The organism is Streptomyces sp. NPDC005963 (assembly GCF_040638655.1).
In the GTDB taxonomy this organism is placed as follows: domain Bacteria; phylum Actinomycetota; class Actinomycetes; order Streptomycetales; family Streptomycetaceae; genus Streptomyces.
Window position 1 is genome coordinate 50,683 of sequence record NZ_JBEXVD010000024.1, and the last position, 18,513, is coordinate 69,195.

Here is an 18,513-nt window from a genome sequence, read left to right on the forward strand (position 1 = left end):
CCCACTGGAGGAGCCCATGGGGTGCAAGACACTTCTCCGCCTCTTCTCACAGTGGGAAGCGCCCGTCGTCCGAAGCCTGACCACGTCCCCGCCGTGCCGAATGCGCACCTGCGTCGGCCCTGGCCGTCGGCGTGGCGGTCGCGGGGAGCATGGTGACCAAGGGCATGTGTCCACCAGTCGCACGGACGGCGAGAACACGACTCCGCTGTGCTATACAAGTACTGAGGCCTCGCTCAGGCCTGCGGACGACGGATCAGTACCCGCTCAGCGACAAGACTGGCCATTGGGAGGTCAGTTCCGCCATGGCGTGGTTCATTCTCGTCGTATCAGGAGTGCTGGAGGCCGTCTGGGCCACTGCACTGTCAGCATCCAAGAACTTCAAGCGCCCCATCCCCACGGTCGTCTTCGGGGTTGCCCTCGCAGCGAGCATGACGGGGCTGGCCTTCGCCATGAAGAGCCTGCCCACGGGTACAGCGTACGCAGTCTGGGTCGGCATCGGGGCGGTGCTCACCGCCGTCTGGGCCATGGTGACCGGCAAGGAGCGCGCCACCACCGCGCGCGTGCTCCTGCTGCTGGGTCTCGTCGGTTGTGTTGTCGGACTGAAGGCGGTCAGCTGATGCCTTGGGCGATTCTTCTCATCAGTGCCGTGTTCGAGGCCGTCTGGGCCACGGCCCTCGGTCTCTCCGACGGGCTGAGCAAGACCGGTCCCACCATCGTCTTCTTCGTCGGGCTGGCGCTCAGCATGGCAGGTCTGGGCTACGCGATGATCCGGATCCCGATCAGTGTGGCCTACTCGGTCTGGATCGGCGTCGGGGCGGCCCTGACGGTCCTCTACGCCATGCTCACGGGCGAGGAACCCGCCTCCGTGCTGAAGGGCGTGTTCCTCGGCGGGATCATCCTCTGTGTCATCGGCCTGAAGTTCGTCAAGACCAAGCCGGGGTCGAAGGCCGAGCAGCAGTTGCCGGAGACGTCGAGCCCGTAGTGGTCCCTGTGGTCCACGGTGCCGGTCGGCCGGCGATTCAGCGCCGGCCTGCCACACGGGCAAGCGGTCGCCCTGACTCCCACGCGTCAGGGCGGCACGCCGGATGCGCCTCCTAGGAGGAAGGCTTTGCGCAGGTGGGACGGTAGGAAACGGTCTTGACGCGGGATTTCCAGTCGGTTTCGGACAGGCCGGTGGAGACCCTCGCGCACACGCGGTCGATCAGGCTGGCCGGGTCCAGCCGGTAGGTCCGTGGCGGCACCTGCCCGTACGTGGCGTGAAGGGTGCGTGAGTCGGGACTGAAGGAGAGGGCGGAGACGGTACTGCCGGCGGTGGGCAGGGACGTGCCGAGCCTCTGCAGCGAGGTGACGTCCCACAGTTGCACCGCGCCTTCGGCACCGGCGGCCAGTATGCGGTTGTCCGGTGAGAAGGCCAGCACCTCGGCAGCGTCGGACGGCTCGGCGGAATCGGCCGGGAACTCAGCCAACCGCTCTTGGAGGGCAGAGTCCCACAGGGCGACCCTGCCGAATCGGTTGGCCGTCACGAGATGCTTGCCATCCGGGCTGTAGGCGAGGGCATCCACCCTTTCATGCGCCAAGGACGTCGAGGTCACCCGGCCGGACTCCACTTCAAGCAGGTTTCCGCTCGCCGCCAGGACCGCACCGTCACCAGGCCGGGGGGCCAACGCACCCCACAGCCCCGGAACCGTGCGGATCAGGGTTCTGGTACGGAGATCCCAATGGTCTGCCGGAAGGAACGCCCAGCGGGAAGCGAGCAGGGACGTGCCGTCCGGACCGAAGGCGATGTCGACCAGGTGATTCTGAAAGCCGGTGGCCGGAACGGTCTTGCGGATGACGGCCGTGGTTCGACGGGTGCGGACATCGACGACGACCAGGGTCTCCTGGAGAGTGCTCCGCCCCGTCTGGGTCTGCCAACCGAAGGCTGCGGACTTCCCGTCCGCACTCAACGCCACGACCACCGGGCACTCTTGGTTCGGTGATGCCACGGGTGGGGTGCAGTAGCGCGAGAACTCGGTCGCTCGGCCGTCATTGCTGAGGGTGAACCGCAGTCGGCCCGCACCCTGGGGAACCCGGACCCCGGCCAGGGCGCGGTTACCCGGGCCGGGGGCGGCCACGACTCGCACGTCAGACCAGTCGGATGTCACCGCCCCGTCGATGGTGAGGGAGTAGACCGTCCTCCCCATCAGATAGCGAATCTGCCGCTGCTCGACATCGATGACCAGATGCTCCGGATCGTCGTCCAGTACGGCGTACCGGAAGGCAGGGGGTCCCCCGTCCTTGGATATGCGCAGCAGCTGAATCGAACCCTTGCCCTGTGTCGCCAGATAGCGGCCGTCCGAGCTGTGAGCGATGCTGCGGCCTGTGGTGTCGATGGTGTCGGTCAGTTGCCGTCCCGAAGCGACGTCCCACACCCGCACACCGTCGATGCCCTCCTGAGCGAGGCGCTCGCTCCCTTTGGTGAAGCGGAGCGAGAGGTAACACGTCGGCACCGGGTCTCCGGGAACCACGGGTCCATTGGCCCGGGGCGCCCAGGGTGTGTGCAGCAGGCGACGGCTGGCCACATCCCACAACCGCACCTGGCGGCCCGGCTCACAGACGGCGATCAGACGGTCATCTGCACTGACTGCGGTCATTCCTCCGGATGACATCGTGGCCGCCGGCGATGCGAGCTGCCAGAGCACCCGTCCGGTCGCGACCTCCCTCAGCTGCACGGTCTCCCTGAAAGGGCGTACGTCGGTGAAAGGGCTGACGACGATGGTCCGTCCGCTGGGTCCGAACTCCGCCTTCCCCTCGGGCACGGTCCAGTCCGACAGCCGGCCCGTCCGGATGTCCCACAACACCGTTCGACCGCCCCGTCGCAAAGCGAGCAGGTGCCCATCGGGGCTCATTGCGGAGATGTGTTGGGCGTCGGCGCCGAGGCCCGGGAACGTACCGATGCGGCGGTGCGTGGTGATGTTCCAGCGGACGACCTCCCGGCTGCCGAGCCTGAGCAGGAATCGGCCGTCGGCCGTGAGGCGGAACTGAACGTGAGGGTCGGCCACTCGGGGGGCGGGGGCGATGAAACGGTCTGCTTCCTTCTGGGTGGCGGCGGACATCAACGCCGCGCGGGTCTCCGGCAGGTCCGAAATCCTGTGGGCCGTGAGACCGAGTCGCATGGCCGTCACGGGATCGCTTCGACGCATGTTCTCGGCGAGTGTGGCGATCCGCCGGGCCTCGTCCCGCACCTTCTCCCGGTCTCGGGCCCGGTCCTGTTCCCAGGCGATCCCGCCGATGAGCAGGGCCAACGCGGCGATCAGGGTCAGTACGGTCCGCAAACGCCGCAGCCGACGGACAGCCCGGATGGCCGTTTGCTGCTCCTGGCCACGGGCGGCGCTGCCGGCAGTGAGGAAGGCCCTTTCGACGGGGGTGAGGTGGTCGATGTCGAGGTGTTCCTCCGCCTGGGTCAGACGGGTGCCCCGGTAGAGAGCGCCAGGATCGCGCTCCAGGGAGTGCCAGGTGTGGGCGGCCTCGGTGAGGGCCCGGTGGATGCGAAGCCGTTCCCGGGCTTCGTCGATCCACCCCCGAAGACGGGGCCAGGCCGCGAGGAGCGCCTCATGGGTGAGTTCGAGGCTCTGATCGTCGAGGGTGATGAGACGGGCACGGGCCAGGGCCTCGACAAGGACGTTGCTGTCACCGGTGGTGAAGGCGTCGAGTTCGCTGCGGGTGAGAGGTCTTCGGGTGTCCGGGGTGTCGTCGTGACCGGGGGCGACCAGGCGGAGCAGGAGTTGTCTCAGGGCGCTCTGTTGGGAGGCGGTGAGGCGGGTGTAGAGGAGTTCGGCGGTGGCAGCGACGGCCCCGTCGAGGCCACCAGCCTCCTCGTAGCCACTGGTGGTGAGGATGCGCCCGGTGCGGCGGTGCCAGGTTTCCAACAGTGCGTGGGAGAGCAGGGGCAGCGCGCCCGTGCGGCCGTTGACGGTGTCGGCGAGGCGAGCGGTCAACTCGCGTTCCACGATGAGTCCGGCCGCGGCGGCGGGTTTGACGATGGCATCGCGGAGTTCGGGCAGGGTCATGGGCGGTACGGGAAGATGAGCGTCGCGCAGGGCCTCGGCGAGGGCGGGGTGTTCGACACAGTGACGGTAGAAGTCCGCACGGGCCGCACACACCACCCGAAGACGGTTCGCGGGATCATCGGCTGCCAAGACCATCCGTAGGAACGCCTCGCGCTCCTCGGGGTCTTGACAGAGCGTGAAGACCTCCTCGAACTGGTCGACGATCACCAAGGTGTCCCCGCTCGGCCCATCACCCTGCGCGGAGCGGGCGTCGGTGAAGAGATGGCGGTGGGTACGGTTGGGAGAGACACCGGGGGTGAGTATGCGAATCCCCGCGAGTGCGGGAGTCGACTCCGTTGTGTTGTCCGGGTCGGGTGTGTCGGGTCGGCGGAGGGCCGGTACCACCGCTGCCCGCAGCAGTGAGGTCTTTCCGCTGCCGGATGGACCGAACACCATCGCAAAACGTCGCCGCGCCATGAGGTCGAGGACATCCGCGGTGATCCGCTCACGACCGAAGAACAGACCGCTGTCGGCGGTTTCGTAACGCGCCAGACCTCGGTAGGGGGAGGTCTCTTCCCTGCGTGTCACAACGGCATCCCGCACCGCCACCCCGGCCGCCAGCCAGCGAGCCTCCCAGTCTCCCACGTCACCACCACACGCCCGTACATAGGCGAGCGTCACCTTCAAGCTGGGTAACTCCCGGCCGGACGCCGCCAGCGACAGGGTCGTCACCGAGAATCCCGCCTGTCGCGACAACTCCCGATAGGTCGGCTGACCGGCCTCCCTCCTCAGTCTCCGTAACGCATGGGCAAACTCCTGCACCGGACCCGCCTGCGGATCCACCGGTAGTTCACGACGCCCCGCCACCCAGCACTCCCCCGCGCGACTCTGCTCATGTGCATGGCCGCCCGACACAGTACGTGACATCCGTCCCGGTGGCAGAAGAGGCCCGCGTGGGCCGTGGCCCGATCCGAACCGGGCGGCACTCCGGTGGTGGCCCGCCCGTACAGCATGAGTTGCTGGCGCGATCATCGCGCGGTGATAGGCCGAAGGCGTCGTGGCCGTCACGGGTGAGAGCCGCACGGGAGACGAAGCCCCACCGAGGTGCGATCTCACGGATGGAGGTACCCAACAGGAGGGGGCTGGTGAGCACGTTGCACAACGGAAGACCCCGATCTCCGCAGGGAGACCGGGGTCTTGATCGAGCGCTGGGCAGGCCTTGCACCTGCATTTCCCCGCGGGAAGCGGGACGTCTTTCCTTGGACCACCAACGCGAGTCCCCCAGCCGGATTCCCGGCCGCGAGCACAAGATCAATATACCCCAGGGATCACACCGCCACGAACCACGGCCCACCGAACTTCCCCGCTGCGCCCCGAGTGGAGCAACACCGCTCCGGGTGCGTCGGCCCATAGCGCCGATCGCGCCATGAGATCCGCGGCAAAGCCCTGCGTGTCCGACGCCGAACGACGAGGGCGCAGCGGATCAGGGCGGCGCGCGACCGTGGGCTTCCGGTCGGGGCGAGCTACGCGCCGCTTCCCGTGTCGTGTGCCGCTTCACGGGTCAATCGGGCGTCGTAAGCGGCCCGAGCCCCGGCGATTTCGTTCTGGTGCTCCTCGGTCCAGGTGACCAGGGACCGGATCGTGGCGTGGAGGGTGCAGCCGAGCGGGGTGAGCGCGTACTCCACTCGGGGTGGGACGACGGGGTGCACCGTACGGCTGACCAATCCGTCGCGCTCCAACTGGCGCAGGGTCACCGTCAGCATCCGTTGGCTGATGCCGTCGATCTCCCGGCGGAGTTCCGTGAAACGTAGGACGCGGCTGTCGAGCAGGGCGATCACCAGCAGGGACCACTTGTCGGCGATCCGGTCCAGGATCTGGCGGACCTCGCAGTCCTCGCGGGTGTCCCACTGGAACGGGTCGGGGTCTCCGCTGTCGTCGAAGTCGGTAACCGCGCGGTGACTTGGTGACTTCAAAGTGCCTCCTTCCGTGGCGCTCCATCGTCCCGCAGGATCGAAGTGGTTACAAGAAGGAACTGGCCATCCATCAGGTAACCGTTTCCCCGTGTCCGACACCCTTCGCGGAGCCGTCTCCATGCCCGTCAACCTGCCGCCCTCACCCTCCGAAGCCCTCTCGTCGCCTTCCGCGCACACCGTGCCCGTCACCACCCGATCGGTATCTACTGGACAGCAGCCCGCCGCGGGAGGGGGCGCTCCGCCTCCTCCCGCGAGGATGTCCGCGCGCGCCTGGGCCCTGCTCCTGGTGCTCTGCGGGGCGATCTTCCTGGAGGGGATCGACATCGCCATGCTCGCGGTGGCGATTCCGACGATCCGGGCCGAGCTGGGGCTCTCCACGGGTACCGCGGCCTGGGTGATCAGCGGATACGTGCTGGGCTACGCAGGGTTCACCCTGCTCGGCGGGCGGGCCGCCGATCTCCTCGGTCGCCGGCGAATGTTCCTGAGCGGACTCGTCGTCTTCATCGCCTTCTCGGCACTCGGAGGAGTGGCGACCGAGGGTTGGATGCTGGTCGTCTCCCGCTTCGTCACGGGTGTGGCCTCCGCCTTTATGACACCCGCCTCCATGTCGATCATCACCACGTCCTATGCGGAGGGCCGTCAGCGCAACCGCGCCCTCCTCATCTTCGCGGGCACCGCCGCCGGAGGATTCTCGATCGGTCTGGTCATCGGCGGGCTGCTCACCCAACTCGGCTGGCGCTGGGTCTTCTACGCGCCGGTCCTCCTCGCCGCGGCGATCCTGCTCGCAGCCGTACGACTGATTCCCACCGGGCCTCCCCCGATACGGCAAGGGGGCTTCGACCTCCCCGGTGCGGTGACCGTGGCCGGGGCCATGCTGCTGTTGACCTACGGGATCGTCCGCTTGGAGCACGGGCTGACGCAGTGGCGGATGACGGTTGCGGTGTTCGTCGCGGGTCTGCTGCTGCTCGGCCTCTTCGTCCGGGTGGAGCGACAGTCCGCAGCACCGTTGGTACGGCTGGGCATCCTCCGGCAGGCGTCCGTCGCCCGCTCGGACCTGGGGGCGTTGCTACTGCTCGGAGGCTTCATGGGCTTCCAGTTCATGGTGACGCTCTATCTCCAGGACGTGCGTGGTTGGTCCTCGCTGGAGACCTCGTTGACTCTTCTCGTGATGGGCATCGACGTGATGCTGGCGCCCACGGTGACCCCCCTGCTGGTCGACCGCTACGGCAGTGCGCGGGTGATCATCGGCGGCTTCGCGCTCGCCTCCGTGGCCTACGCGCTGTTCCTCGGGCTCGGGCTGGGCTCGGGCTATCTGATGATGCTGCCGACCCTCCTCCTGACGGGCGCGGCCTTCGCCCTCGCCTACGGGCCGCTCACCATCGCGGCGACGGACGGGGTCGTGGACGAGGAACAGGGTCTCGCGGGAGGTCTGCTGCACACGGCGACCCAGTTCGGGGCGGCGGTGGGCATCGCTGCGGTGACGGCCGTGTACGGCTGGGCGGGAGGTGGCGTCGACGCCTTCCGCGCTGCATTGGTCGTGCCACTGGTCATGGCCCTGACGGGGCTGGTGCTGGCCACCACGGGGATACGACGACGCACCCGGGGGCCGGGAGTGGCCTCCACATCGGGCGCCTAGCGACGAGACGGCGCTGGCACGCCGCGTGCTCCGGCCGGTTTCCTCCCGGCCGGAGCACGCCGAGGTGTCGGGAGGCTTCGCGATATCCTGATCGAACGAGTCAACCCGTGCTCAAAGCTCTGGTCCTCTCCGACTAGTGGCCGGCTGCCCGCAATGTGAGGTTTCCATGCCCTCCCCCGTGCCCGAGCACCGAGACGAGTTGGTGCTGCACTTCGGCCGTGCGGGAGTGCGGCGTTTCGAGCGGGCCAGCCTGCTGGGTGCCGACCTTCCGGCCGCCGCCCGGGAGCTCCTGGAGGGGACCGGCGTACCGACGAATGTCGCGCCCTACTTCCGGGCACCCGGTGTCGAAGACCCGGTGGCCCTCGGCGTCGTTGCCGCGCGTTCCTCGCAGCCGCAGCCGCATGCGATGTTCAAGAACTGGCCCCGGATCGGCGGGGATGGTCTGGCGCATCTGTGCGTGCGCCCCGACGGGGCCGTGCAGGCGGTCCTGTTGGAGCCCGTCACGGACGACATGTTCGTCAACACGGACGTGTCCGCCCTGAACGCGTCGCTCACGGCCCTCGACCGGGCGCAACCGCTGATCGCGGCGGCCACCGGGCTGACGGAGGCGGCGACCGTCTTCCGTGAGCTGATGACCGAGTTGCGACGGATCGACGCAGCGGCCTTCGCCGATCGGGAAGCGTGGTGGCCGCGCGTGCTCGACGACGTTCGGCACACCCTGAACTTCCCCTACTCCGCGGCATTCGAATACGTGGACGCCTCCGGGGTGAAGCAGGTGGTCACCGAGGCCACCGGGCCCGGTCTGCCGCATCCGGAAGAGATCATCTGGCGTCAGCTGTCCGGCAAGGGGGTCCAGCCGGACCAGGTGCGCCGCATCTACTGCGAACTGGAGCCGTGTCTCATGCCCGGTCACTACTGCGCGGTGTGGATGCAGGGGGTCTTCCCGCAGGCCCAGTTCACTCACGGCCACGACTACGGGGACACCGCCGAATCCCGCGAGGAGGGGTTCAAGGAGCTGATCGCCCGCACCGCCGAACGAGCGAGGGGCCGCTAGTGCAGTGGGGTCGACCCACCGGGGGGCGCGAGCCCGCGGCTGCGGCACTGTTGGGCTGGCTTGCCGACCTTCAGGCTCCCGGACTGTGTCTGGTCTCGGGATCGGAGGGGAGCGGGAAGTCGGGACTCCTCGCCTGGTTGGCCCACCACGGCAGCGTGCGGACGACCCGGGCGGAGCGTGCGGTACACGCGGTCGTTCCCGGTTCGGGAACGAGCCTGTTGGGCACCGTGTGGTCCGTGGCGGATCAACTCGGTGTGGTGGCACGGGCACCGGGCGAACTGCTCTCGCAGTTGAGACGTGATCCCCGCCGTACGGTGATCGTCCTTCCTGATCTCCACGAGGCCGAAGTCGCCCGTTTCGTACTCGAACTCAGTGACCTCGACCACGTTCGCTTGGTCGTGGAGTCGCGCTCCGGCAGCCCGGCACATCGTCTGCTGGCCGCGAGCAGATGTGCGGAGTTGAACTTGGACCTGGGGCAGTGGAGGGACCAAGGTCGCTTCGAGGAGTGGCAGGCTGCCCTCCAGGAGGGGCAACGCGCGGCACCTACGGCCCCGACCGGTCAGGAGGTGGTGGACCTGTCTGATCCCACCGCTGTTTGCGCGGCAGACCCGTGGCAGGTCACCGTCGGATACGCCGGTGAGTCCGGCCAGGACCACGGAGGGTTGCGCAGTGCCTGGCTGAGGGCGGGACAATCCCTCAACAGGGAGCAGTCGCCGGCGTCGCGCGCCCTGACCCTGCTGGCCTTCCTGGGGGACGGAGCCGACCCCCGACTTGCGCCCGTGTTGGCGGAGTTGGCGGCTGCGGCGGAGGGAGCCGTGCGCTGGAGCAGGGTGCGCGGTGATCGCCATCCACCGTGGCCCGGGCCCGTCAGCGCGCTCGCCCTGGGAAGGGGCCCGTGGGCCGGTCGTCTGCTGACCGCCGGCCCCGACGGCACGGTCCGGTCCCTGCACCTCGCCGACGCCGCCCCGCACGGGCGCTTTCGCACGTCGGTGCAGCCCGTCGCGATGACGGTGTTGGCGGACGGGACGGTGTTGCTGATCGACGGGACCGGACAGGTCCGGGCCGAGACCGCGCGGGTCGACCGGCCCACGGGCTCAGGCATCGCAGCGCTCCTCGATGACGGACCCACGGCGCTGCGGCAGCTGGCGGCGGCCGTGACCGGCCGGCTCGGCACCGCGCTCTCCTCCACCGCCGGCTCCGCTGCCGACGTCGTCGTACTCGGCGACATCACCGGGACCGTACAGACCTTCGGGCGCATCGCCCACTCCGCGGCGCTGCACGAAGGCCCGGTGAACGCCCTGGCCGCGCTCGACATCGGCGCCGACGACGAAGCCCCGGTGTCGCTCGTCTACAGCGGTGGGGCGGACGGCACCGTCCGGCTGTGGGCGCCGGGCAATGAGCCCATGGGCGTGCCGCTGCTGGAGCGGACGTGCCCGGTGGTCGCCCTGGCTGCCGTGACCACCGACAACGGTCCGGTGACCTCGGTGGCCTGGGACGACGGGGCGGTGGACTGGGTCGAGTGGAACAGCGGTGCGCAGCGAACGTTCCGCCCCGGACCGCCCGTTCGGGCCGTGGCCCTCACTGCGGACGGCCATGTCGTCATCGGCATGGACGAGGCCCTGGTCTGCGTCGTCCCACGGAGGAACGGTCCCCACGGGTGAGCTGAATCAGCGCGTGCACCAGCCCTGCCGGCTTCACCACGCCTTCACCGGTGCGCCCTTGACCTCGCATCAGCCAAAATGGAGAGTCGAGCGTGTCCACGTGTACGGGGGTACTCCATGGGAATGCAGCTGCCCGATGACCTGGTGGAGGTTTTGGACCTCATCGGGATCGACTGGCCGCAGATCGACGAGGACGAGGTCAAGGCATCCGCGAAGGACTACCGAAACCTCGCCGAAGGCGTCCGCGACGCGGTCAAGGAAGGCAACAACGCCTGCTCTCACATCGTCGCAGGGAAGAGCAAGGGCGAGACGGTCCAGGCGATCGACCGACGCTGGGGAAAGCTCACCACACGGGACCTGGCGACCTTCGCCAAGGGCTGTGACGATCTGGCCGACGCGCTGGACACCTGCGCCGACCTGATCCTGGCCTGCAAGGTCGCCATCATCGGCAAACTGACCGCAACAGCGGCGACGGCGACCGCCGGGGTCGTCGGCATGTTCTTCACCGTCGGGCTCAGCGGCCTCCTGTCCGCAGCGGCCATCGCCGCGGCACGGCTCCTCATCCAGGAGGCCATCGACTACGCCATCGACCAGATCACCTCGGTCGTCACCGACAAGATCGAGGGAAAGATCCTCGCGGAGATCGGAAAGCTCTTCGAGCCCGGGAGCGGCACGTACGACGTCATGGCGTCGGGCAGCGCCGGCATGGCCCAGGACCTCGTGATCGAGTTCGACGAGTTCGAACGGGCCGCCGGTGACTACCAGAAGACCGCCACCAACTTCGACAAGAAGAAGGGCGACTTCAAGGACGGCGGAGCCGGTCGCAAGACCTCGGTCAAGAAGGACAGTCGATTCCACAAGCTCGCCAGCGTGATGGACAAGGCCGAGGACGCCATCGAGAAGAAGGCCGACGACATGGTCAAGACGCTCGAAGACCACGGCGGCAAGATCGACAAGAGCAAGGGCAGCCACAAGGAGCACGAGGACGAGCGCAAGCGGGAGTTCGAGAAGTGCGACAAGGACGACGACGACCGGGTCCGCACCTATTTGCTCGCCACGGACGGGACGGTCGAACGCCTCCTGCCGAACGGCGGCACGGCCGCCCTCGACAGTACGGACAAAGCCAGGCTCGACGGCATCCTCGACCAGGGAAAGGCATGGCGCCCCACCTCGCGGCGTGACCAGGACGACACGAAAGTACCCAACACCCACACCACGAGAGTCGTATCGCAGAAGATCAGCGACCCGAACTCCGACCCGCTCGCACAGGCGACGCAACTGGCCCGCTACGCACGGAACGACTACACGGGCAGCAACTACGCGGCGGGCCGGTACATCGATCCCGACGGAAAGGGCGAGAGCATTCTGGTCGGCTACAGCGAGAACCCGAAAGGAACTCACTCCGAGCGCTCCATCGGATATCCGATCCTGCACAACGGAAAACAATCGGGTCTCACATCGGTCTTCACCGAACGCGAACCGTGCCAGAAGTCACCGAGCTGCGACAGATGGATCGACAAACATTTCCCCAACACCGACGTCACCCATGCGAACAACTACGATCAGTCCGTACCTCGACATTTGCGGGACAAAGAGCAACAAGAATATGTGAAGAACCTCAAAACCGCCCATGGGCGCTGAGGAAGACACAGTCACGCCTGACATCCTGACAGTCCACAGCAACACAGTTAAGGCCAACCATGAGTTTCGCGTTCACCACGGAAGAACTGATTCGCCGTTACGGCATTACGGGCGTCATCTACTTTCCGCGCTACGAGCACACTCCCCCCTTGCATGAAAGGACAGCTGCTTTCCTCAGCTCGGTCGGGCTCCCCCACAGCGAGCAGTTCATGACCCGCACCGAAGGCGATTCGATCAGACTCCGGGAGAAGTTCTCCGCCGAGGACGGAAAACTGCCGGATGAATGCGACTCATGGCTAGAACTGGGCTGGTTCCACCATATGGTCCTGGCTCTCGACCCATCCAACGGCAAGGTCTACGCCTTCCCGGAAGGCACCCCCCTCGACGAGTACGAGCAATTGCACCGCGACGTGGAATCGCTGGTCCACACGCTGATGGCCTTCGAGGACTTCGCGACCGCTTGTGAAGCGGGGAGCGATCTCGACGCACTCGAAGAACAGTTCAAGAACACCATCACGTCCTTCGATCCGGTTCCGTTCAGTGACGAGGACTCCCAGTGGTCGCGGATCGTCGAAGGCGTCCTGGAGGAGAGCTGGACGGCCTGAGGGCCCGTCCTTGTCGTCGGGCGATCGCTCCCAGGAGTACAGGAGTCCGTCCTCGGTGGCCGGGCGCGCTTGGGCCAAGCAGCCGAGCCCGGTCACCTGGGAGCGCTGTCCCGCATGCGGGAAGCGAGGGGGCCGGGGATGCTCCCCCCATGGGAAACGCCGTGATGATCCGTTGCTGTACCGCCGTCGTCGGAGTGGTCCTGGGGCTGGCGCCGTCCGCCGTGGGCGCGGCGGCGCGGAGCGAGGTCTTCGTCCCCTGCACCACGGAGGGGGCCGCGGCGTTGAACGACGCGATCACCGAGGGGAACGCGCACCCCGAAACGCCATGGGACATCGTCCTCCAGGGCGGCTGCACCTACACGGTCACGCATCCATACGGCAGGTTGAACGCACTGGCCGCCGTCGCCGGGGACATCCGGATCAGCTCACGCGGTCCGTCCCCCGCCGTGATCGCGCGCAGCGAGGCGGCGGGAACACCGGACTTCAGAGTCCTGGAGGTGGAGTTGGGCGGCCGGCTCACCCTCGATCGGATCACCGTGCGCGGTGGATCCTTGGGGAACGGCGCCGGCATCTTCAACAACTTCGGGACCCTCACCCTCAGCGGCAGCACGGTGGAGTCGAATCATGCCCGTGAGCTGGGCGGAGGCATCGCGACCAACGGTGAGCGCGCCTCCACCACGCTCCATGACAGCACCGTCCGTCACAATTCCGCGGGCTTCGGTGGTGGTGGCCTCTTCAACAACGGGGGTGCCACGACCCTCAACTCCAGCCGCGTCAGCCTGAACACGACCTCGGGAGTGGGCGGTGGGCTCTTCAACAACGGAAGCATCAGCGTCCTCCGGCTGGACGACAGCCCGGTCACCGGCAACCGGGCGGCAGAGACCGCGGGTGGCATCTTCAACGGAGGCCGCGTCACCGGCTCCCGGTCACCGGTGACCGGGAATCTGCCGAACAACTGCATCGGCTCGCCCGCCCCCGTCGCCGGCTGTACCGACTGACCCAGCCGCTGGCCACCAACCGTGTGAAGCGGGACGCTCTCCTGGAGCCAAGCCCGGTGTGTCGCCGTGCACGGGGTGCGATGAAGCGGCTCACCGACCGGGGGATGTGTCCGATCAGGTCGGGGAACCCCATGGCGTCGCCGGGCAGGTCGGTATCCGGGGCGGACCCCGTGTCCACCATCGGAGGGAGTTCGCCCAGGTGGACAGACGCGCCTGCGCACATCCGGGCCGAGGCACGGCCACATTGACGCCATGACCGCGCACTCGATGAGGGACCTACTGCTGCGTGCGCAACGCGACGCGGCCTTCGCAGAACTGGCACGTACCGACCCCGACACCGCCGCTGGCGACTACGACCTGAGCACCGAGGAACTGGAGAGCCTGAGGCGCCTCGACTGGGATCTCTACCGGTATCTGGTCCCCGCTCTCGCAGGTGGGGATATGTCCATGACACTCCCGCCGACCACGCTCACCGAGCCGATGCATCTGACCTACCACTCGTTCTCGGAGCTCGTCCGCGGCCCGAGGGGTCCCGAGGCGGAGGCCAAGCGTCAGGACCTGGTGGCTGACATCGCAACGCTGAGCGGCTCCGCCCGGCGTGCCAAGCTCGAAGAACTGATGGAGTACGTGTGAGCGCCGCCCAGAAGACCGTGCGCCGGCCGGTCGACATCTACATCGTCGGCCTCGGCATCCGCAACGTCCAGCAGATCACGCGCGAGGCCGAGCAGGCGGTGCGCCTGAGTAAGAAGGTCTTCACCGTGGACGCCGGTTTCGGCATCGACGAGTTCTTGAGGACCCTGTCTCCCGACGTGCGCAGCATGTTGGACCACTATGAGGAGGGCGGCGACCGGCTGCGCACCTACCGGGCGATGGCGGCCGAGGTCGTGAACGCCGCGGTGGACGACTCCCCCGTGTGCTTCGCCACGTACGGTCATCCGAAGATCTATGTGTACCCGAGCCATCTGATCGAGCAGGCCGCGTCGCTGCTCGGACTGACGGTCAGGGTCCTGCCGGGCATCTCGGCCCTGGACACGATCATCACCGATCTGAGTCTCGACCCGGGTCCGCACGGCCTCCAGATGTACGAGGCGACCGACCTGCTGGCGCGTGAGCGGCCCTTGCAGCCGGAGGTGCCCTGTCTGCTGTGGCAGGTGTCAGCCGTCGAGACCGCCATGTACACCACCAAACGGGGCAATGCCGAGCGGTACCGTCGGCTCCAGGACTATCTGTTGCGGACGTATCCGGCGGACCACGAGGTCACCATGGTCCTCAGCTCCACCTATGCGCTGCTGGAACCGTTGAAGGAGACCTTCCCGCTGGGGGAGCTCGCCCAGTTGCTGGCTCGTGGCCTCCAGGTGGGGACGCTCTACATCCCGCCCCTGAAGGAGCGGCCGATCACCAATCCCGAGATCCTCTACGACGCCTTCAACGCCGACCACCTTGAGCGCATCACCGCAGCGTCCTGAGTGGGTCCTTGGGGGTTCGGCGTTGCGGTGGCGTTTGCCGGTCCGGGAAGGCGAGCCGCTCTCCCTGTCGTGGCGTGACGGTTCTCGCACGACAGGGAGTCGGTGTGCTCCCGTGCTATGGGGTGGGATCGGCGTACGTCCTGAGTGAGGTGAGGATCGGGATGGGAATGGAGTAGTCGGGCTTCGGCAGGATCGGGTCGGGGAGCAGGGTGGGCAGCGCGGTGCTCAGCGAGGGTGGGAACCCCGGGGTGAACGACGGGGTCGATGTGCCCGGCTGGACGATCTGTCCGGGGGGTACATAGGGATCGGGCTCGTCCCGGCTCATCCAGATGAGGCCGCCCACGCCCAGTGCGACGACGAGTACGGTCAGGGTGATGGAGCGCACGCGCGGGACCAACTCACGTACCGGATCCGGCAGTTCAGGGCGCAGTTTCACCACGGTGAAGCCGGCTTCGTCCCCTCGTGCTTCTTCGCCCTCTCGGCCCCTCGGGTCGTGAGCGGGTTCGACGGACTGCGCCAGGTCGATGCCCAGGGTCATCAGATGAAGGGAGAGGTCGGATGCCTGATGGGGTTGGGCGACGGTTTGCGTCACCATGTCCCGCAGGACCGAGCGGGATCCCGAGCGTTCCCCCAGTCGGGTTCTCACCAGTGCGAGCAGTGCACTGGCAAGGACGTCCAGGGGTGGCTCATCGCCGTCCTGCTCCGACAGGCGCGCGGTCAGCGCGCGAGCGAGCGGCATCCGGTGCCCGGCCTCCACGAGATGGAGCACCTGGTGGAGCGTGACGGGCCGGGAGGTACGTGAGACGTCCCGTACTGCTTCGATCAGGGGTTCCACGAGGTGGGCGCTCTTCTGGTCGATCCATCGAGCGAGCCACGGCTTCCACGCAAGGGTGGTCGCCCCGCGGTAGCGGGGGAGGAGTCGGGCGATGTCGCCGTGGGGAAGGTCCGGGACGAGCGTCGCGCTCGATGAGAACGGAGGAGGTGCATCCTGAACTCCCCCGAGAGCCCGCAACCGGTCCGCCAGGTCGGGGTGCATGGATCCGAGTGCGGTCGCCGCGGCGGGTGTGGCGACCACTTCGTCGCGCAGGGAGGGGATCCTGTGCTGGATCTCGGGATCCGCCACCGCCTCGGCGAATCCTCGGAATGGGTCCTCCGGCAGCACGCCGTTCGGTGCCGCGTCGAGGAACACCTGTTGGAAATCGACCCAGAGCGGCTCGGCCACCGCCCGTTGGCACAGGGCCGTGCAGAGGAGGGGGGCGTCGCAGATCCGGGCCGCCTCCTGGTCCGCCTCCAGTTCCTGCCGTCTGCGGATGGGCTGGACGAGCCAGCGGAACAGCCGGGTGTAGAAGCCGATCAGCATCCGTGGGAGACCCGTGTACCTGGCGACTAGATTGTTCGCGAGGGCGAACCGGTCCAGGGATTCACGCGCGACCGTCAGGCTGATCTCCAGCCGGGCGGTGAAGGCGCGGACGCGATGGTGTCGCAGCGAGAGGTGGGCGAGTTCGTGCGCCACCACCGCGCGGACCTGGTCCTTCGGGAGAACGGCCAGCAGCGGGACTCCGATGGACAGGACCCGGTTCCCCGCCACCAGGCCCAGGAACCGGGTGTCCTCGACCGACACCTCGGCGGCCATCAAGGAGGTGAGCCGAATGTGCAGGGTCTCGCGGATGTCGAACTCCTCCGTCAACTCGCGGACGACCTTGTCGAGCACCGGGGCTTCGCGGGGTGCCATCCACGTCGTCTCGGCGTTCTCCGGTTCGGCCAAGAAGAGCGAGCGGCAGGTCGCATCGACCAGGGCGTAGACGAGGAGGGCGGTGCCCGCGCAGAAGAGGAAGTTGGTGACGGGGAAGACGGTCGCGCCCTCGTAGGAGGCGGTGTAGAAGATGAGCACGACCATGGCCAGCCAGACGAGCACCGTCGTGAGCACCACGAGGTAGAAGCTCAGCAGGAGGGCGGCCACGAAGGTCAGCCTGATGAAGTGGCTCACCACGGCCGCTCCTGCCGTTCCGCTCGTTGCTGTGCTTTCAGGCCCAGGCGCAGCGACTCCACGGTCTTGCGCAGGAGGAGCAGCAGCGGGTCATCGCGACGAGGGGAGTCCAGACCGTCGCCCAGCGAAACCGGGTCGGGGCCTTGGGCCAGGAGGAAGTGCAATTTCTGGCGGGCCTGGGCGGTGATGCGGTCGACTTTGTTGGTGCTGGTGCCCAGGATCTCGGCGATCTCCGGGCGCTCGTACCCGTAGAGGGCGAGGAGGACCATGACCTGTTGCTCCCGTAACGACAGTTGCCGCAGAGCGGTGAACATCTGAAGGACCTTTCGGTGCTCGTTGGCCGAAGGGAGGGCCGGTAAGGGGATCTCCAGATCGGTCCGCGACTCGAACAATCGCCAAGGGCGCCACCGCACCCTCTCGCGGCGATCGCGGACGATCTTGCGGATCATGGTCTCCTCCACCCAGGCGTACGGATGGGCGATCGTGTGCCAACGGGTCATCAGTTCCGTGCACGCGAACAGCGCCGCCTCCTCGGCCTCTTGGACGCTGTCGCTCAGCAGCACCCCCTTGGAGACGAGTGCGGGGAAGTGGGTCACGTAGAAGGAGTAGGCAGAGTCAGGCATGGGCAGGTCAGACCGACCCTCGGCGGATGGGTCGGTCAGGTCAGACACGGACCACGCCCCTTCCCTGCTGCCGACGCCGGTCGTCGACCGGTCGGCGGGCGGCGCCCGTATCCGGGGCGGCGGTTGTGGTACGGACGGTGCGCGCCGCGCCGTCCGGGCTGTGGCCGATCAGCGGTGCGTCCGGGCGGGAGTGCGGTGCCGGATGGACGAGCATCTGGGTACGTACCTCAGCCCCCCTCCGCACTCCGTGCCGTGCGGCGGCTCCTCCGTGCCCGGCCGGATGCCGCGCCGCCAACGCGAGCGGCCACCTCACGACGTACGGTGCTTCCGGTGTCATGCCGTCTCCTTGCTCGGACGGGCACCGACGGGTGCGATGTTCATCCTCCGAGGCCCCCGAAGGAGAGTTCTCCTCGGGCTGGATCGGGGTCTTCTTCACGAACTTCCACTCCCCCGAGTGTGCGGTGGCAGGGCAAGGAATCGGAAGGGTCCTTGCCGGGTCGTCTGGTACGCCTCCCCCGGTCCGATGAGTGCTTCCGCTGCGGCGACCGCCCACCCGGTGGTGCCCGTGCCGGTGCCGTCGCTTCGAGGTCGCGGGGGCTGACACAGCACCGAACCACGGGCGGCCCGTAGTTGCGGCAGTCGTCTCCTACCCACCTTCGGGCTTCGATAAGACGGCCCGCCGTGAGCCCCCGCGGCGATGGAGAACGCTGGGCGCGCCGCTGTCGGAGCGGCAGGCGAACCGTCAGATGCGGTCGCGAGAACGCTGCCTCACCAGGGGGCCCACGGCGCACACCGGGCAACAGATGTCGGCCCGCGGCGGACGGGCCCCACCCGGCGCCTT

Annotated in this window: 15 protein-coding genes and 1 riboswitch; of the genes, 10 read left to right on the forward strand and 5 right to left on the reverse strand. The window is 67.8% G+C overall.

Features of this window, described 5'->3' with window-relative positions:
* Positions 1-220: 220 nt before the first annotated feature.
* Positions 221-285: riboswitch (guanidine-III (ykkC-III) riboswitch) on the forward strand.
* Between the two features lie 17 nt (positions 286-302).
* Both ABZ348_RS26665 and ABZ348_RS26670 read left to right on the forward strand, forming a co-directional pair.
* Positions 303-617: a multidrug efflux SMR transporter gene (locus ABZ348_RS26665; RefSeq protein WP_358937171.1), complete on the forward strand. Its 315-nt coding sequence runs from the start codon at positions 303-305 to the stop codon at positions 615-617.
* Entirely contained in the window at positions 617-982 is a 366-nt protein-coding gene (locus ABZ348_RS26670) for a multidrug efflux SMR transporter (RefSeq protein ID WP_358937173.1), read from the forward strand. Before ABZ348_RS26665 ends, ABZ348_RS26670 begins: the two co-directional genes overlap by 1 nt.
* A gap of 112 nt (positions 983-1,094) precedes the next feature.
* On the opposite strand, the gene ABZ348_RS26675 is transcribed toward ABZ348_RS26670, so the two are convergent.
* Positions 1,095-4,895 (reverse strand): hypothetical protein, encoded by a 3,801-nt coding sequence (locus ABZ348_RS26675; protein WP_358937175.1) that lies wholly within the window; start codon positions 4,893-4,895, stop codon positions 1,095-1,097.
* A 656-nt stretch (positions 4,896-5,551) separates the two neighbouring features.
* Positions 5,552-6,001 (reverse strand): helix-turn-helix domain-containing protein, encoded by a 450-nt coding sequence (locus ABZ348_RS26680; protein ID WP_358937176.1) that lies wholly within the window; start codon positions 5,999-6,001, stop codon positions 5,552-5,554.
* Positions 6,002-6,257: 256 nt separating this feature from the next.
* On the opposite strand from ABZ348_RS26680, the gene ABZ348_RS26685 reads away from it, so the two are divergent.
* From ABZ348_RS26685 to ABZ348_RS26720, 8 genes are all read left to right on the forward strand, one after another.
* Positions 6,258-7,637: an MFS transporter gene (locus ABZ348_RS26685; protein ID WP_358937277.1), complete on the forward strand. Its 1,380-nt coding sequence runs from the start codon at positions 6,258-6,260 to the stop codon at positions 7,635-7,637.
* A gap of 166 nt (positions 7,638-7,803) precedes the next feature.
* Positions 7,804-8,691 carry a nucleic acid/nucleotide deaminase domain-containing protein gene (locus ABZ348_RS26690; RefSeq protein ID WP_358937178.1) on the forward strand — a complete coding sequence of 296 codons (888 nt, stop codon included), beginning with the start codon at positions 7,804-7,806 and terminating at the stop codon, positions 8,689-8,691.
* The gene (locus ABZ348_RS26695; protein ID WP_358937180.1) at positions 8,691-10,352 is read left to right on the forward strand and encodes a hypothetical protein; all 1,662 of its coding nucleotides are present in this window, start codon (positions 8,691-8,693) and stop codon (positions 10,350-10,352) included. The genes ABZ348_RS26690 and ABZ348_RS26695 overlap by 1 nt, the downstream gene beginning before the upstream one ends.
* A gap of 117 nt (positions 10,353-10,469) precedes the next feature.
* Positions 10,470-11,993 (forward strand): nucleic acid/nucleotide deaminase domain-containing protein, encoded by a 1,524-nt coding sequence (locus ABZ348_RS26700; RefSeq protein WP_358937182.1) that lies wholly within the window; start codon positions 10,470-10,472, stop codon positions 11,991-11,993.
* Positions 11,994-12,052: 59 nt separating this feature from the next.
* Positions 12,053-12,598, forward strand: a complete 546-nt coding sequence (locus ABZ348_RS26705; protein WP_358937184.1) for an SUKH-4 family immunity protein — start codon at positions 12,053-12,055, stop codon at positions 12,596-12,598.
* 149 nt (positions 12,599-12,747) lie between these two features.
* Positions 12,748-13,596: a hypothetical protein gene (locus ABZ348_RS26710; RefSeq protein WP_358937186.1), complete on the forward strand. Its 849-nt coding sequence runs from the start codon at positions 12,748-12,750 to the stop codon at positions 13,594-13,596.
* Between the two features lie 252 nt (positions 13,597-13,848).
* Positions 13,849-14,229, forward strand: a complete 381-nt coding sequence (locus ABZ348_RS26715; protein WP_358937188.1) for a hypothetical protein — start codon at positions 13,849-13,851, stop codon at positions 14,227-14,229.
* Positions 14,226-15,062, forward strand: a complete 837-nt coding sequence (locus tag ABZ348_RS26720) for an SAM-dependent methyltransferase (RefSeq protein ID WP_358937190.1) — start codon at positions 14,226-14,228, stop codon at positions 15,060-15,062. Before ABZ348_RS26715 ends, ABZ348_RS26720 begins: the two co-directional genes overlap by 4 nt.
* Before the next feature lie 115 nt (positions 15,063-15,177).
* Here the strand turns inward: ABZ348_RS26720 and ABZ348_RS26725 are convergent, their stop codons facing one another.
* Genes ABZ348_RS26725 through ABZ348_RS26735 form a run of 3 tightly spaced genes read right to left on the reverse strand, consistent with a single transcriptional unit; the run spans position 15,178 to position 18,009 of the window.
* Positions 15,178-17,049, reverse strand: coding sequence for a M48 family metallopeptidase (locus ABZ348_RS26725; RefSeq protein WP_358937192.1), 1,872 nt, complete (start codon positions 17,047-17,049; stop codon positions 15,178-15,180).
* The gene (locus tag ABZ348_RS26730; protein ID WP_358937194.1) at positions 17,046-17,672 is read right to left on the reverse strand and encodes a sigma-70 family RNA polymerase sigma factor; all 627 of its coding nucleotides are present in this window, start codon (positions 17,670-17,672) and stop codon (positions 17,046-17,048) included. Before ABZ348_RS26730 ends, ABZ348_RS26725 begins: the two co-directional genes overlap by 4 nt.
* Positions 17,673-17,712: 40 nt before the next feature.
* Positions 17,713-18,009: a hypothetical protein gene (locus tag ABZ348_RS26735; protein ID WP_358937196.1), complete on the reverse strand. Its 297-nt coding sequence runs from the start codon at positions 18,007-18,009 to the stop codon at positions 17,713-17,715.
* Positions 18,010-18,513: the final 504 nt, after the last annotated feature.